Below are 14,943 nucleotides of genomic sequence, written 5' to 3' on the forward strand. Positions count from 1 at the left end.
ACACTGCGATAAGTTTCATTTTTTAAAAGGTCTTTCTATCCATTTAAAGTATTCTATCGCAACACAAGCACCGTCTTTATGCTATAATGATATCAAGTCCAATTTATTATAGATTTTAATAGGTTTACTCTTACAATCATTCCCATCTCTTTTGCTGAAAATAGAAAGGAATCACTCATGAAAATCATTTTTTTACACGGACTTGGACAGGATAAACACTCTTGGGATAAAGTCCGTGAACTTCTGCCACAATATGACACCGAGGCTTTAGACCTCTTTTACACAAATAACAACATCATGACAGTCTCTCAGCTAGAACAACACCTTTGTCAGGAACTTCAAGCCATCAATGAACCATTTGTTCTAGTTGGATTGTCTCTCGGTGGAACTCTTGCCTTAAAAGTGGGACAACAATTTCCTCAGCTCCAAGCACTCGTTTTATCAGGAACTCAATATAAACTAAGCTCCAATCTATTCTATAAACTCCAGCTGCTTATCTTCTCTTGCCTACCAGACTCCCTATTCAAAAAAGAGGGGCTTCATAAAAAATCTTTTGTTGGCCTGTTAAAAGACTTGAAAAATTTAGATTTATCAAGTCAACTAAGTGCAATACAACTTCCCAGCCTCATCATCTGTGGCAGCAAAGATTGGCCTAACCTGCCTTCCTCTAAAAAATTAGCTGCAGCTTTACCACAAGCAGATTTTGTGACACTTTCAGGTGGAAATCATACACTTAACACAGACCACCCTCAAGAAATGGCCGCTATGATTGAAAGATTTATCCTACAAAATTGTGAAATCTGAGGTTTGCTCAGATTTTTTAAATTTTAGAAATATTTGAGAATTGCTTGAGACTTATTTGACAAGCATTTTGTATACTAAATAGTGAACAGAGGGGAACTCTACGATAGAAAAATGGAGGTCATGTTATGGAAACTGTTGTAAATATGAAACACATCAGTAAGAGATTTGGTCAACAGCTGGCTCTAGATGATGTTAGTCTTACTGTGAAACAAGGAGAAATTTACGGTCTAATTGGGAAAAATGGAGCTGGTAAGACAACACTCATCAAAGTGATTACCCAGCTGATTCAGCCCAATAGCGGTACGATTGCTCTCTTTGGCTCTTCTAATAAATCCGAATGGACGCACGCTCTCAAGCGAGTCGGTTCTGTCATTGAAGCTCCTGCCGCTTATGCCCACCTGACCGCTTATGAAAATTTAAACTATTGCTGCAAAATACGACATATTCCCAATGCAAATAAGGTTATTCAAGAAACTCTCTCTTATGTGGGCTTGACTAATACTGGTAAGAAAAAATTTCGAGATTTTTCTCTTGGAATGAAACAGCGCTTGGGCATTGCCATTGCTCTTCTGTCAAAACCAGATTTGATGATTTTGGATGAACCGATTAACGGGCTTGACCCTGTCGGAATCAAAGAATTCCGCCAACTAGTGCAGCAGCTCAATGACGAATTGGATATGACTTTCATTATCTCTAGCCATATTTTAAGTGAACTTTATTTAGTTGCTACAAAGTTCGGAATCATCGAAAATGGGAAACTCATCAAAGAAATTACTAAAGCAGAATTTGAAGAAGAAAATGAAGATTATATCGTTTTGAAAACAAATAATCTTGCTGAAGCAAGCAAAATTCTTCACGATCATCTGGGCTACCGTCTGAAAGTCGTGAATGCAACAGACGAGCTGCATATTTTCACTCACTCGCACGAAATCAACAAGATTATTCAAGAGCTAGGAAAGGAGAATATTGCTATCAATGAAATCTACTATGCTCGTCAAGATTTAGAAAAATACTTTACAGATCTAGTAGAATAGAGGGAGGTTTATCATGTTTCATACTATTCAAGCAGACTTTTATCGTATCTTTCGCTCAAAGGGTTTTTGGATTACGGAGTTCTTCTTTATCATCACACTATTATCCGGTGTGCTCTATGGTGTTATGGGGAATGTCGGGGTTCATACAGATACAAAAGCTTTAGAAAAACTGGGCGACAACGGAGGCTGGACTGGCTTTGAGGCTATCACCAAGACTTCTGATAATTTTAGTAATACCATTATCTTTACTATTATCCTTGTTGTTTTATTGATTGGAATTGATCTCACCCAGAAATTATATAAAAATTCTATTACTAGTGGTATTTCACGGGCAGAATTCTATTTATCTAAATTCCTTGTTCTGGCAACTCTCATCGTACTTCAATTGATTCTAACCTATTCCTCATTTATTCCAGCTACGCTCATCAATGGTATGGGAACCGCACCCAAACATTTTCTTTCTAATTTTCTCATTACGATAGGGGTTCAATTTATTTGTACCCTAGCTTGGGTTAGTCTTGTTTCTTTCGTACTATATGCTACCAACTCTATTATAGCTGCTATTTTCACTTATTTGATCGGTGTTTCCCTGCTAAGTCTGCCAACTGCCTTTTATCCAGATATTGACTGGTTGAAATACTTGAACATGCAATTCTATTTTGACATGGTTTCTAAACAGGATATGGTATTCAAAACCATAACCATCGCTCTTCTCATCACACTTCTTTTTACATTTAGTGGTATACAGGTATTTAAAAGAAAAGATTTATAACAAAAGAAAACAGCTAGTCAAATGATTAGTTGTTTTTCTGTATAAAATATTCGCAAACGGATAAACAATCCAAACCATTCTCCTTCAGCTTTCATGGTTAAATCACCGCCAAGAATATCTACCAATTGCTGAGTGATATAAAGTCCTAAACCAGAGGATTCTTCCGTATTAGAGAGATTTTCAGAATAAAAACGATTGGTCAATTTTTCCAAATGTTGAATGGGCTGACGGACAATGTTTTTTACACTTAAATGAATAGTCGCATCTTTTCGGATTAAAGATAGCTGGGCAGTTTCCTTTCCATGCTTGAGGACATTGCTCAACATATTTTGGACAATTCGCTCCAAAATTTCTGGATCTGTCTTTATTACTAACCCCTCCTGCAAATTTACTTGCAATTCAATTCCTTGCTTTTGAAAAGCATCATAAAAAGAAAGCATTTGCTTTGCAATCAGCTTGGAAATATCTATTTGCCGAAACTGTGGTCGAACTGCACCTTCCATAAGACGGCGGTATTCCATGAGAGCTTCTAAACGATTGGAAACAACGGACAGATTGGTCGCAATTTTCAACAGCTGTTCATTTTCTTCTTTTCCTTTTATAAGCTGTTGGGTATAACCGCTAGCAATGGTCAAAGGTGTGCGAATATCATGAGCAATATTGCTAATCGCCATATCCAAGGTTTTCTTTTCCTGACGAGCGATAAAACGTGTCTGCTCTACTTCTTGAAAGAGCTTTTCAACTTCATTTGCCAACTCAACAATCGTTTGGCTGTGATTTTGAGGTGCCAAACGAATTTGACTACCAGTTTCTCGTTTCTCACGAATCTGCTGTGAAAAATTACGGACCGCAACATGATAACGCACGAGCAAGAACCCAAGCAGACCGATGAACATAATTAGTATAAATTCAAGCATTCTCAGTCCTCCTTAAGCCGTACACCCAGTCCCCAAATCGTTTCGATATATGCTTCCGAATCATCTACTTGTGCCAATTTCTTGCGAAGATTGCTTAGATGAGTGTTGAGCGTATTATCTTCCGGAAAATACGCCTCTTCCCAAATCAACTCAAACAGTTCTTCTTTTGTGTAAATTTTCTTCGGATGACGAAGCAAGGTTTGAAGTATCTGATACTCCTTCTTCCCCAAACGAACTCGCTTCTCGCCATTGACCACTTCAAATGTATCTGGTGAAAGACGGATATTTTTTATCCCTTGAATTTCCGTTGCTTGCTCTTGTGAAAGGTGGTTACGCAACTGCACTGTCACACGCGCAAAAAGCTCGTCCAGATCGAACGGTTTGACGATGTAATCATTCGCGCCGTCCAACAGATACTGACTAACCAGCGGCTTCTCACCCAAAGCTGTCAGCATGACCACTGGAATCTGACTGCTTTTGCGAATTTCTGCTAAGACTTGATCACCATTTTTTCCCGGCAACATAATATCCAGCAGCACCAAATCAATCTTCTGCTGCGCAAAAACAAGCAGTCCTTCCGTTCCAGAATAAGCTGAGAAAACTCTGTGCTCGGTTTCAAACAAATCTTTTAAAATTTCATGGATATCGTTATTATCTTCGATGATTAAAATAGTAGCCATATTACTTCCATTTCTAATGAAATCTTTTATCCTTAGTGTAACAAGGAAAAAGACGGAAGTCAACGGCACGCAAAAAAGAGAGTGGGATGACGAAATCAAGTTTCTACGAAGCTACTGATTTCTGTCCCACTCTCACCGAATTCTTGAAATAAGAGAGCCGATTAAAATGATTTTAAATTCTGTCTCATGCTCCAATTGTTCTATTTCACACTTGCCCCATTAGTCGCAATGACTTCTTTATACCAGTCAAAGGATTTCTTCTTGGAACGTTTGAGTGTGCCGTTTCCATCGTTGTCACGGTCAACATAGATGAAGCCATAACGTTTTTTCATCTCGCCAGTACCGGCTGACACTAGGTCGATACAGCCCCAAGTGGTGTATCCTAGAAGTTCTACGCCGTCTACATTGATTGCATCACGCATCGCCTTGATATGGGCAGCTAGGTAGTCAATGCGGTAGTCATCTTCGACATAGCCATTTTCATCCGGTGTATCAACTGCTCCCAGACCGTTTTCCACGATAAACATAGGCTTTTGATAGCGATCCCAGATGACATTGAGGGTAATTCGCAAGCCCAGCGGATCAATCTGCCAACCCCACTCAGAAGCTTCTAGGTAAGGATTCTTAAGCGAGGCAAAGATATTTCCGGCAGTTTTTTCATTGACCTTTGGATCACCAGAAGCCACACGGCTAGAATAATAAGAGAAGGAAATAAAATCCACCGTATAGGTCTTGAGCAAGCCTAGGTCTTCTTTTGTCATTTCAACCTCAATACCCAAACGCTCCCATTTCTTCTTGGCATAGTTTGGATATTCTCCTCTGGACTGGACATCGATGAAGAAATAGCTTTCTCGATCTTCCTGCAAAGCTGCCCAGTAATCTGCCGGATTGGCTGTATTTGGATAATACTGACCAGCTGCCAGCATGCAGCCAACCTTGTTTTCAGGGTCGATCTCGTGTGCCAATTTCGTCGCAATAGCTGAGGCTACCAATTCATGATGAGCTGCTTGGTATTTGACCTGCTCTTCATTTTCCCCTTCTTCAAAGTAAAGTCCTGCTCCCATAAAAGGCGCATGGAGAATCATGTTGATTTCATTGAAAGTCAGCCAGTATTTGACCAAACCCTTGTAACGAGTAAAGAGCGTACAGCAAAGGCGCTCGTAAAATTCCAGCATTTTGCGACTGCGCCACCCCCCGTACTCCTCAATCAAGTGCATAGGACAGTCAAAGTGGGTAATAGTCACCAAAGGCTCGATGCCATACTTATGGCATTCCTTAAAGAGGTCTTCGTAAAATTTCAAGCCTGCCTCATTAGGTTCCAGCTCGTCTCCCTTTGGAAAAATCCGAGACCAGGCGATAGAGAGTCGATAAGTTTTAAAGCCCATTTCGCCAAAAAGCGCAATATCTTCTTTAAAATGATGATACATATCAATGGATTCTTTTGCCGGATAGAAATAGCCATCCTCAAAGTCAAACATCTTCTTCTTACCAGCAATAATCGGGAAACGATCCGCACCAATCGGCACCACATCGACATTTGCAAGACCTCTACCATCAACATCATAGGCCCCTTCACATTGGTTGGCAGCGGTCGCTCCGCCCCATAAAAATCCATCTGGAAAAGTCAATTTTTCTGTCATATCTTCCTCCTTATAATATAAAACGTTTTCTACACTTTATATTATAACAAACAAAGAAGAAGTTTTCTTATAAAATACTGTCAAATAGTGATACTATTCTATTTTCCAAGTACATTAACGACTTTTGCTAACTTTTGTCATTTAGAACTGAACGTTTTTATTAAAATCGGGTATCTGACTTCATTTCTCTATCGCTTAGCATAACAAAACTCCCTTTGAAACGCCAAAGAGAGTTGGATGATAATTTATCCATTTTAGTACAATTTCAAATCCCGTGGGTCTACTGGGAAAGTTGGATTATAAGGATTATGACGAAGTTTGAAGTGTTTTACTTCTTCAATCGTTTGGGTACCAGATAATTGCATCACTGTTTTTAATTCATCATTGATATGCTCAAAGACTTGGCGGACACCAACACTACCACCAAGAGCTAGACCATAAATCACAGGTCGTCCAATAGCCACTAAATCTGCCCCAGAAGCGAGTGCCTTAAAGACATGCTGACCACGACGGACACCTGAGTCAAAGACAATTGGTACACGTTTGTCAACTGTTTCAGCCACTTCTTGCAATGAATCAAATGCTGCCGGGCCGCCGTCAATTTGCCGTCCACCGTGGTTGGTTACCCAAATACCAGAAGCACCGGCATCAAGCGAGCGCTCTACATCTTCACGGCATTGTGGACCTTTGACATAGACAGGAAGGTCTGAGTAAGATGCGATAAATTCCACATCACGAGGGGATAATTTTTGCTTAGCTGATTTGTAAACGAAGTCCATTGTCTTGCCTGCACCATCAGGAAGGTATTCTTCTACAATCGGCATGCCAACTGGAAAAACAAAGCCATTGCGTTTGTCCACTTCACGATTGCCCCCAACAGTCGCATCCGCTGTCAAAACAATTGCTTTATACCCTTCTGCTTTAACCCGATCCATGATATGACGATTAATGTCATCATCTTTACTAAAGTAGAACTGGAACCAATGTGGTGTTCCTTGAAGAGCTTGCGAAATTTCTGGAAGATCAACTGTGGAATAAGAGCTGGTGGTATAAAGAGAGCCAAATTCGTGCACACCTTTTGATGAAGCCACTTCTCCTTGTACATTCGCTAGCTTATGAGCCGCTACCGGAGCTAGAATAATTGGAGACGATAGTTTATCCCCGTCAAATTCAATCTCTGTACTTGGATTTTCCACATTGCGAAGTGTATGAGGCACAATTAGCTTATGGTTAAAAGCACGAATATTTTCCCGCAGAGTAAAAGTATCTTCGGCTCCACTTGCAATATAGCCAAATGCAGCTTTGGGAATGACCTTCTGAGCCATGGGCTCTAAATCATAAGTGTTAATGAAATCAACTGGGCCTTCAGCACTACTAGTTTGGTAAGACATCATATTTCCTCCTGTCTTATATGCGCATATCCATAGAGAGAATTCAATCAAGCCTTTAAAGCAAGCGCTTTCATTCTCTCGAAACAAAAAATTCAATCAGCCTATCTAACAAATCAGAATAATAAGAATTTGTATAAAATTTATACCAATTTAATGAAGTGAAACAGCTTCTGAAATTTATAGTAGAGTTAGAGAGGGATGCCCTCCCGCTCTAACTACTATAAACAGTCGTAAAAATTAAGATAAGCTGTGGCTCACGTTATGGCTTGACACCATATTCTTTGAAATAAGCTGTAATAGGTCGCAGCTCTTGCCCATCATAAGCCGCAAAGAATTCTTCTGGACTCATTTGACCATGTGTTTCTTGATAACCAGCAGAAATTTTTTCTACAAAGTCACCATCAACAATATCCAATTCCAACTCTTCCACAGGGATACCACGTTTGTCTGTGATTTTAGCATCAATCAGAACAGGCTTCCCAGATTTTGAAACTTCAAGTGCGCGGTCAAATGCAGCTGGCAATTCCTCTAAAGTTTTAACTGTTATTCCCTCTACTCCCATTCCTTCTGCAACTTTCGCAAAATCTACTTCGTAGAGATCTACGCCTGAAAAGTTCATGACCAGATCTTCCTGTTCAGACTTGATAAAGTTGAGTGAATTGTTAGAAGTGATAATATTAATAATTGGCAACTGGTATTTGACTTGGGTCGTCAAATCTTGCATGACCATTGAAAACGCACCATCTCCAGCAATATTGAAAACTTGGCGATTTGGAAAAGCAAATTGACCTGCGATAGAAGCTGGTACACCATAACCCATGGTGGCAAAAAGAGCGGAGATGGTCCATTTCTTCTCTGATGTAAAGTTTAAGAAGCGGAAGCTATTGATAATATTGTCCCCAACATCAATACCATAGACAGCATTGGCATCTGAAATGCGGTTGATTTCGCGATAAACTTGTTCAAACTCTAGTGGTCCGTCTGCTTTTTGCATTAAACGTTCCAGATAAGCTTTCCAATCTTTCATAGCTGCCACACTTGCTTGATAAAATGGTTGCGGAGCGACCGCTTCACTACGTTCCAAGGCTTTTTTCAGAAAACTTCCAGAATCTGATAAAATTCCTAAATCCAAGTAGTGATGACGACCAAAATTAGCAGCATCAATATCAATAGAAACAAACTTAAAATCATGAGAACGATAAACTAAGTTGGCAAATGGGAAGTTTGTCCCAAGAGCAATCACCAGATCAGCCGCCGCAAAAGCTTCATCACCAACCTTAGAAGCAGCACGATTCAATGTTCCTAAGTTGGCTTCAAAGTCATCTGGAATTTTGCCCTTAGCCAGACCCGCTACAGCAATCGGAATTTGCAATTTTTGAGACAGTTCTATCAATAACTGGGCATTGTTCCCGATACCAGAACCTACATGAAAAATAGGACGCTTAGCTGCTTTTACTAGTTCAAGAAATTGATCCACTTCGGCATCCGTTGCTTGTGGCAACGGTAAGTTTTTTTCTGCTGTATGAGAAGCATAATCTACATCTGGAATTTCTACATAACCAAAATTATTTGGCATAATAACAACAGCTACACCATTATGTTTATAAGCCTCACGAATCGCTTTATCGACAACATAGGGGAGACTTTCTGGTGTCATAACCACTCGGTTGTAAACCGCAACATCACTAAACATCGGTAATTCAGAAAACTCTTGGAAATAATCATAATTCATATTTGTGCTAGGAACTTGACCGACCAAAGCCAAAACCGGAGCATGATCTTCCCGCGCATCGTACAAGCCATTTAAAAGATTGACAGCACCAGGGCCAGCAGATCCAAGAGTTACGCCTATTTTTCCAGTCAATTTAGCATGAGCTGCAGCTGCAAGAGCTCCAACTTGTTCGTGACGAACTTGAACAAAGTGAATGTTTTCCTTTTCCAGATCTAGCGCATTCATAGTTGAATTGACAGAACCACCAGGGTAACCGTAAACATTTTCCACACCCCATGCTTCCAATACACGAAGCATAGCAACAGCAGCGGGCACTGTTTTCACATTAGACATAATAATCCTCCATCTCAGAGAATGGAATTGCAATTTCAAAATCTGTTTTTTAGTTACGGTAATATCATAATACTTTTTGAATTCGTTTACAAAAAATTTGCTCACAGATTTTCACAATCTCAGAAAATATCAAAAAAGCCTATACACAACAGCATTTCCTTTTATGCTTTATCTAAGTTTGTGAAACGATAAACAATGTTTTTCAAATATAAAAAAACACCTACGGATTGAACCGTAGATGTTGTAAAGTTTGAATTAAGCAATAGCAATATACCGTCTCTTTCCGCTAAAAGCAATGTAAGAAATCCATGTCGCACCATCTGCATTTAAAACCTTATCATAAGTGACCGATTGCCCGGCGTCATAATAAGCCAATTCAGGGGCTGACATTCTAGCTTCTGCTTTGATAGAGGAGCGTTTTGTAAAACGATAGACACCTTGAGCAGGGATAGCTGGTGTTTGGGGTGACGGAGTCGTTGGTTTTGACGGAGTTACTGATGAAGCGTAATCTCCACCTTCAAAGCCATAATATTCCTCTAAACTCAAACCAGAATGATAAACTTCATCAGCTTCCTTACCGATGTAACGAATATGCCATGCTTCTGGCATGTATCCTGTCGAAGCTTCTTTCCCTGGTTGGTAACGGACTACAAAACCGTAGCGATGTGCATTGTTCTTCAACCAATTACTTGCAGCAGTATCCTCTAAAAGATTGCCCGCTTTATCCGTTAAATCAAAGACAAGACCTGTTTGGTGCTCACTATAACCGGGGCGTGCAGAGTAACGATCCGCAGCAGCTTGTCCATCTTTATTCACATAATTTTGATACAAAACTTTTTGATAATCATAAGTTCTGAAGCCACTATAAGCGTATCCAACATTATAGCCTTTCGCAATCATATCATTTCTTAATCGAAGGAAAGCAGCTTTTGCAGTTAGATTTTCACCAGGATTGTAGTTAGCAGCCATCGGATGCTTTTTATTTGCTACTACAATTTCATCATATTTACCTTGGATAAAGTAGTAAGAGCCATTATATTGTACTTCTTTTGCACCCGTTTGAGAGCCTTCCACCTTGGTCGTTGTACCCGTTATACCTTGCAAGCTACCGTCTGACTGAATGTAATACATGTGTATGTTATATTCACCGCGATTATTTTTATGACGGCGGATATCTACACTCAACTTATAGGTGCCATCTGTTTGCTTAATCGCATCGTACCAGATTACATCATCTTGACCGCCTTGACTAGACCAAATAGGCAACTTCACTGTCTTCACACCCTTGGTCGAGCTGACATTCGTTACCACCACATCAAAGCCTTGCGAGGTCTTATTTTCAATGTGAATCGTGCCAGTCACCTGAACAGGTTTGGGAGCTTCTTCATTTGTTAAGGTTGCAATTGGGATATAGCGACGTGTACCACTGTAGCTAACATAACTAATCCATTGATGATGATCTGCGTCCAATACCTTATCATAGCGAATTCTTTCTCCTCTTGCAAAGGTAAATTCAGTCTTAGCCGTCATTGTGGGACTATTTTTGACTTCAACTTCCTTTTTAAAAGTATAAACTCCTTGAGACGGAATGGATTCTCTTGCAGAACTTGGTGCCACTACGGTTGTCTTGGTACCGCTAACACCTCTTACTTTGCCATTTGATTCAATGTAGTAAAGGTGAATATTATATTCGCCATATTCCCCCTTGTGCTTATCAATATTGACAGAAACTTTATAATTTCCATCACTTTGCTTAGTGGCATCATACCAAATAATATCGTCTTGACCGCCCTTATCTGTCCAGATAGGAACTTTCACTCTAGAAATTCCATTGCTGTCTGACGCATTTGTAATCAGGACATCAAAGCCTTGAGATGTCTTATTTTGAATGTTAATGGTGCCAGTCACACTATATTTTGGCTCTTCCACCTTAGTCGTGGTACCCGTTACACCTTGCAAGCTACCATCTGACTGAACGTAATACATGTGAATGTTGTATTCGCCTCGATTATTTTTATGGCGACGAATATCCACACTCAACTTGTAGGTGCCGTCTATTTGCTTGGCTGCATCGTACCAGATGATGTCATCTTGACCGCCTTGACTGGACCAAACAGGCAGCTTCACTGTCTTCACGCCTTTGGTGGAGCTAACATCTGTCACTACCACATCAAAACCTTGCGAAGTCTTATTTTCAATGTGAATCGTGCCGGTCACACTATATTTAGGTTCTTCCACCTTAGTCGTGGTACCCGTCACACCTTGCAAGCTGCCGTCTGACTGAACGTAATACATGTGCACATTATAGTCGCCGTAGTTATTCTTATGACGACGAATGTCCACACTCAATTTATAAGTGCCGTCATTTTGCTTAGTGGCATCGTACCAGATGATGTCATCTTGACCGCCTTGGCTAGACCAAATAGGCAACTTCACCGTCTTCACACCCTTGGTCGAGTTGACATTCGTCACCACCACATCAAAGCCTTGCGAGGTCTTATTTTCAATGTGAATCGTACCTGTCACTTGACTTTGAGCTGGTCTTTGAGGTGCTGGCTGAGCTAACTTTGTAACAGCTGCATAACGACGCATTCCACTATAAGAAATATAGCTAATCCATTGATAACCATCATTTTCCAGCACTTTATCATAGTTAACGCTATCGCCTCTATTAAAAGTAAATTGTGTCGGAGCTGACAATTTGGCTTCATTCTTAACCTCTGTCGTTCCAGAGAAAGTATATCTTCCTCTAGAAGGGAGTGTTCCTGTTGAAGAAGGTGTTTGCTTTGCTGGCTGTTGAGGTTCAGATTGAATCAGCTTGTTAATAGCCGCATAGCGACGAACACCACTATAAGAGCGGTAACTTAGCCATTGGTATCCATCTGCAATCAAAACTTGGTCGTAAAAAACACGATCCCCCGCATTTACATAAAATTGCAATGCTGCACTTGCTTTCGGTTCATTTTTCACTTCCGTACGTTTCGTATAAGTGTAATAGCCCTGACTTGGTAAGGATGGTACACTTTGCGTTACTTTGGATTCTGCCAAACGTGCTTCGTGCGCTGTTTGCGTTTTAGCCATCAACTTTGCGACATCAATTTCTTTTTTTCCTGCTTCTTTTTCAGCAGGATTCTTTTCAACTTTTGCAGTTGTTGAAGAATCAGCTGTGTCTGTTGTTGCATCAACAGATGAATTTGTTGTTTCGTCTTCTGTCTGTGTCGCTGCATCAACAGTCGTTGTTTGAGAAGGTGTCGTCTCTGTAGCTACAGAAACAGCTTTATCCGCTGATGAGCTAGCTGGCGCAGTTGTTGTTACAGCAGTTCCTTTCTGAGTTGCTGCTGATTGAGAAGACACATCAATTGATTCAGTTGTGTTTTGAGTCTTATTTACTGTGCCAACTTGAGCCGCTTCTGGTACTGTTCCAGTCGTGGCTTGTTCATCAGCTAACACGGTTTGACCGCCCATAAAGAGGACACATCCAATCAAAACAGAAGCTGCACCGCACGAATATTTACGAATGGAAAAACGTTGTTCTTCGTGATCAAACATTCTTTTTTTCATCACTTGTCCTACTTTCTAATTTATGTTTATCATCTTAATTTCTATAAAAGGTATGTGCATTGGCATTTTCATCTTGCCCAATCAAAATACGATCTGTATTAGAGACATTTCCTGTAATAGGATCAGCTATGCCTGCAGGAATCCTTAAATTCCAAAATCATTATACAACTTTGTTTTGTAAAAATTAACACATTTTATAAATGTTTGTAATTTATTTGTAATATTTCTCTTGTCCAAGAAAAAAGGTTAACAATATCTTTAATGTTTTACATCTGAATAGGCTATGTAGTAACGCTTAGACTCTGTTCCATTAGAAACTACAAAACTATACCAATTTTCACCGTTTTCAAAAACATACTGATCCCAATCAACATTTCCTTTAGGATAAGTATAAGCAACTTCGCTTGATTTATCTGGTGAAGCATAAACTGGCGTGTCTTGGTACAGTTCAAGAGTTCCAGAGGTCACTTGAGTACCTCCTCCTTGAGATTGAACAATTGAAGGAGTCGAAGATTGCTGACTACTTGCACTATTTTGGCTATTTGAATTACTAATCTCTGATGATTGAGCATTTGTAACCGAATTGTCTTGCTCTTTATCAGTTGTTTTATTATCATTAGTAGACGTTTTGTTATTTTGAGAAGCTTTTGTCTTTTTAGAACTACTACTTTTTGTTGTTTTCGTTGTTTTTACTGAATGTCCATTTGTCCCACTTTTGACTTCGTTTTTATGACAAGCACCAAGTAAAAACAAGGAACATAACATGGTTACACTTGCCAATTTATATGATTTTTTCATTGTATTTCCTTTCTTTTTCAGGAATCTTTAAATTCCAAAGTCATTATATAACTTTGTTTTGTAAAAATCAACATATTTTAGAAATATTTGTAATTTATTTGAAACAATTACCTTGTTCTCATATTCCTGATAGGAACAACAAAATTTTGATAACATTTTTTATGTTTTTCACAGAATTAAATCTCCTTTCTAGGTACACATTATATACCTTTGAATAAACTATTTCAATAGATTTTTATAAAAATAGTTATTTTTTTTGTAATTATGACTATAATCATCTTACGTGTTTGGATATATTCACTTAGTTGTAAGGTAGCAGTTCAAAAAATAAAACACGAATAAAATTAGCCCCATAATCAACTGGACATAAGATTATTCGTGTTTTCTAAAATTTATCTTTAACTTACACTTTTTGAAAATTATCACGAAGATACTTTTCAAGCGTCAATGCCATTTTTTCATTACCGCTTAGTTTATATAATACTTGCGAAAGTGTAAAATATTGTTTTACAATACTTTGGCTAGAAAAATCCTCGCTAATATTCGCTAATATACAGTATAAATCTGCTAATAAATAACTACAACTGTATTCATTACATTTTTCAATAACATCAAGCGTTTCCTCTATTCCCTTTTCAATCTGAGAACTTTTCCAAAGATATCGGCAAAAATTATATCTAATTTTAATATAAATTTTCAGCTCTATTATATGAGTAAAGTCAATACTTTGAAGTTTAGGTAGTACTGCTTGATAACATTTTTCAAATTCATCATTATTTTTTTCTTCTAAAAAGAAATTAAGCAAGGTATTAGAGATACGGAGGTACATTAACTCATCTTTACTTAATCGCACAAGCATTTGTTCTAATTTTTTAATAGCCTCTTCTCTTTTATTATCACAATGAAATGAAACAATTGCCCCTATCCATTCAAGATAATTTTGGTCTGATAGTGGCAATCTATGTTGTTTATCAATTTCTAAACTGTATAAATATTTTAATGAATCATACTCACGCTTTACTAGAAAAGATTCTACCAGCTCTTTAAATTGTACCAACTTAGATGTCTCACCAAGTACACTATCATCAAAAAAATAGTTCATTGTTACATTCATTTTTTTTGATAATGAATATAAAAGATCCGAACCAGGCATATACTTGCCTTTTTCCATTCTACTAATCTGACCTTGCTCACATACCCCTTCTGCTAATTCTTTTTGGGATAACCCTAATTCCAATCGCTTACTTTTTAATCTTGTAGCTAATAATGTACTCATACTAT

11 protein-coding genes are annotated in these 14,943 nt (G+C 38.7%); 3 read left to right on the forward strand and 8 right to left on the reverse strand.

Going from position 1 to position 14,943, the window contains the following annotated elements:
• The first annotated feature begins 177 nt into the window (after positions 1-177).
• The 3 genes from EL087_RS07890 to EL087_RS07900 all read left to right on the forward strand — a co-directional run bounded on the left by EL087_RS07890 (position 178) and on the right by EL087_RS07900 (position 2,610).
• Entirely contained in the window at positions 178-804 is a 627-nt protein-coding gene (locus tag EL087_RS07890) for an alpha/beta fold hydrolase (RefSeq protein WP_126407849.1), read from the forward strand.
• 125 nt (positions 805-929) lie between these two features.
• On the forward strand, positions 930-1,838 hold the full coding sequence (locus tag EL087_RS07895; RefSeq protein ID WP_126407851.1) for an ATP-binding cassette domain-containing protein: 909 nt from the start codon (positions 930-932) through the stop codon (positions 1,836-1,838).
• 13 nt (positions 1,839-1,851) lie between these two features.
• Complete coding sequence (locus tag EL087_RS07900) at positions 1,852-2,610, forward strand: ABC transporter permease (RefSeq protein ID WP_126407853.1); 759 nt, start codon at positions 1,852-1,854, stop codon at positions 2,608-2,610.
• 17 nt (positions 2,611-2,627) lie between these two features.
• On the opposite strand, the gene EL087_RS07905 is transcribed toward EL087_RS07900, so the two are convergent.
• The 8 genes from EL087_RS07905 to EL087_RS07945 form a co-directional block, all read right to left on the reverse strand.
• On the reverse strand, positions 2,628-3,527 hold the full coding sequence (locus EL087_RS07905; RefSeq protein ID WP_126407855.1) for a sensor histidine kinase: 900 nt from the start codon (positions 3,525-3,527) through the stop codon (positions 2,628-2,630).
• Between the two features lie 2 nt (positions 3,528-3,529).
• A complete protein-coding gene (locus EL087_RS07910; protein ID WP_126407857.1) occupies positions 3,530-4,207 on the reverse strand; it encodes a response regulator transcription factor in 678 nt (225 codons plus the stop codon).
• A gap of 200 nt (positions 4,208-4,407) precedes the next feature.
• Positions 4,408-5,847: a 6-phospho-beta-glucosidase gene (locus EL087_RS07915; RefSeq protein WP_126407859.1), complete on the reverse strand. Its 1,440-nt coding sequence runs from the start codon at positions 5,845-5,847 to the stop codon at positions 4,408-4,410.
• 254 nt (positions 5,848-6,101) lie between these two features.
• Positions 6,102-7,238, reverse strand: coding sequence for an L-lactate oxidase (gene lctO, locus EL087_RS07920; RefSeq protein WP_126408177.1), 1,137 nt, complete (start codon positions 7,236-7,238; stop codon positions 6,102-6,104).
• A 259-nt stretch (positions 7,239-7,497) separates the two neighbouring features.
• The gene (gene spxB, locus EL087_RS07925; RefSeq protein ID WP_126407861.1) at positions 7,498-9,303 is read right to left on the reverse strand and encodes a pyruvate oxidase; all 1,806 of its coding nucleotides are present in this window, start codon (positions 9,301-9,303) and stop codon (positions 7,498-7,500) included.
• A 255-nt stretch (positions 9,304-9,558) separates the two neighbouring features.
• The gene (gene ldcB / locus EL087_RS07930) at positions 9,559-12,864 is read right to left on the reverse strand and encodes an LD-carboxypeptidase LdcB/DacB (RefSeq protein ID WP_126407863.1); all 3,306 of its coding nucleotides are present in this window, start codon (positions 12,862-12,864) and stop codon (positions 9,559-9,561) included.
• 258 nt (positions 12,865-13,122) lie between these two features.
• Positions 13,123-13,662 carry an SH3 domain-containing protein gene (locus tag EL087_RS07935; RefSeq protein WP_021002108.1) on the reverse strand — a complete coding sequence of 180 codons (540 nt, stop codon included), beginning with the start codon at positions 13,660-13,662 and terminating at the stop codon, positions 13,123-13,125.
• A gap of 403 nt (positions 13,663-14,065) precedes the next feature.
• A complete protein-coding gene (locus tag EL087_RS07945) occupies positions 14,066-14,938 on the reverse strand; it encodes a helix-turn-helix domain-containing protein (RefSeq protein WP_022526473.1) in 873 nt (290 codons plus the stop codon).
• Positions 14,939-14,943: the final 5 nt, after the last annotated feature.

This window comes from Streptococcus milleri, from assembly GCF_900636525.1.
In the GTDB taxonomy this organism is placed as follows: Bacteria; Bacillota; Bacilli; order Lactobacillales; family Streptococcaceae; genus Streptococcus; species Streptococcus hominis.

Bases quoted from the DNA above. Each gene is read 5' to 3' on its own strand.
- EL087_RS07895 (WP_126407851.1), top strand. From the start codon at position 930: ATGGAAACTGTTGTAAATATGAAACACATCAGTAAGAGATTTGGTCAA.
- ldcB (WP_126407863.1), bottom strand. From the start codon at position 12,864: ATGAAAAAAAGAATGTTTGATCACGAAGAACAACGTTTTTCCATTCGT.
- spxB (WP_126407861.1), bottom strand. From the start codon at position 9,303: ATGTCTAATGTGAAAACAGTGCCCGCTGCTGTTGCTATGCTTCGTGTA.
- EL087_RS07935 (WP_021002108.1), bottom strand. From the start codon at position 13,662: ATGAAAAAATCATATAAATTGGCAAGTGTAACCATGTTATGTTCCTTG.
- EL087_RS07890 (WP_126407849.1), top strand. From the start codon at position 178: ATGAAAATCATTTTTTTACACGGACTTGGACAGGATAAACACTCTTGG.
- lctO (WP_126408177.1), bottom strand. From the start codon at position 7,238: ATGTCTTACCAAACTAGTAGTGCTGAAGGCCCAGTTGATTTCATTAAC.
- EL087_RS07915 (WP_126407859.1), bottom strand. From the start codon at position 5,847: ATGACAGAAAAATTGACTTTTCCAGATGGATTTTTATGGGGCGGAGCG.
- EL087_RS07910 (WP_126407857.1), bottom strand. From the start codon at position 4,207: ATGGCTACTATTTTAATCATCGAAGATAATAACGATATCCATGAAATT.
- EL087_RS07945 (WP_022526473.1), bottom strand. From the start codon at position 14,938: ATGAGTACATTATTAGCTACAAGATTAAAAAGTAAGCGATTGGAATTA.
- EL087_RS07900 (WP_126407853.1), top strand. From the start codon at position 1,852: ATGTTTCATACTATTCAAGCAGACTTTTATCGTATCTTTCGCTCAAAG.
- EL087_RS07905 (WP_126407855.1), bottom strand. From the start codon at position 3,527: ATGCTTGAATTTATACTAATTATGTTCATCGGTCTGCTTGGGTTCTTG.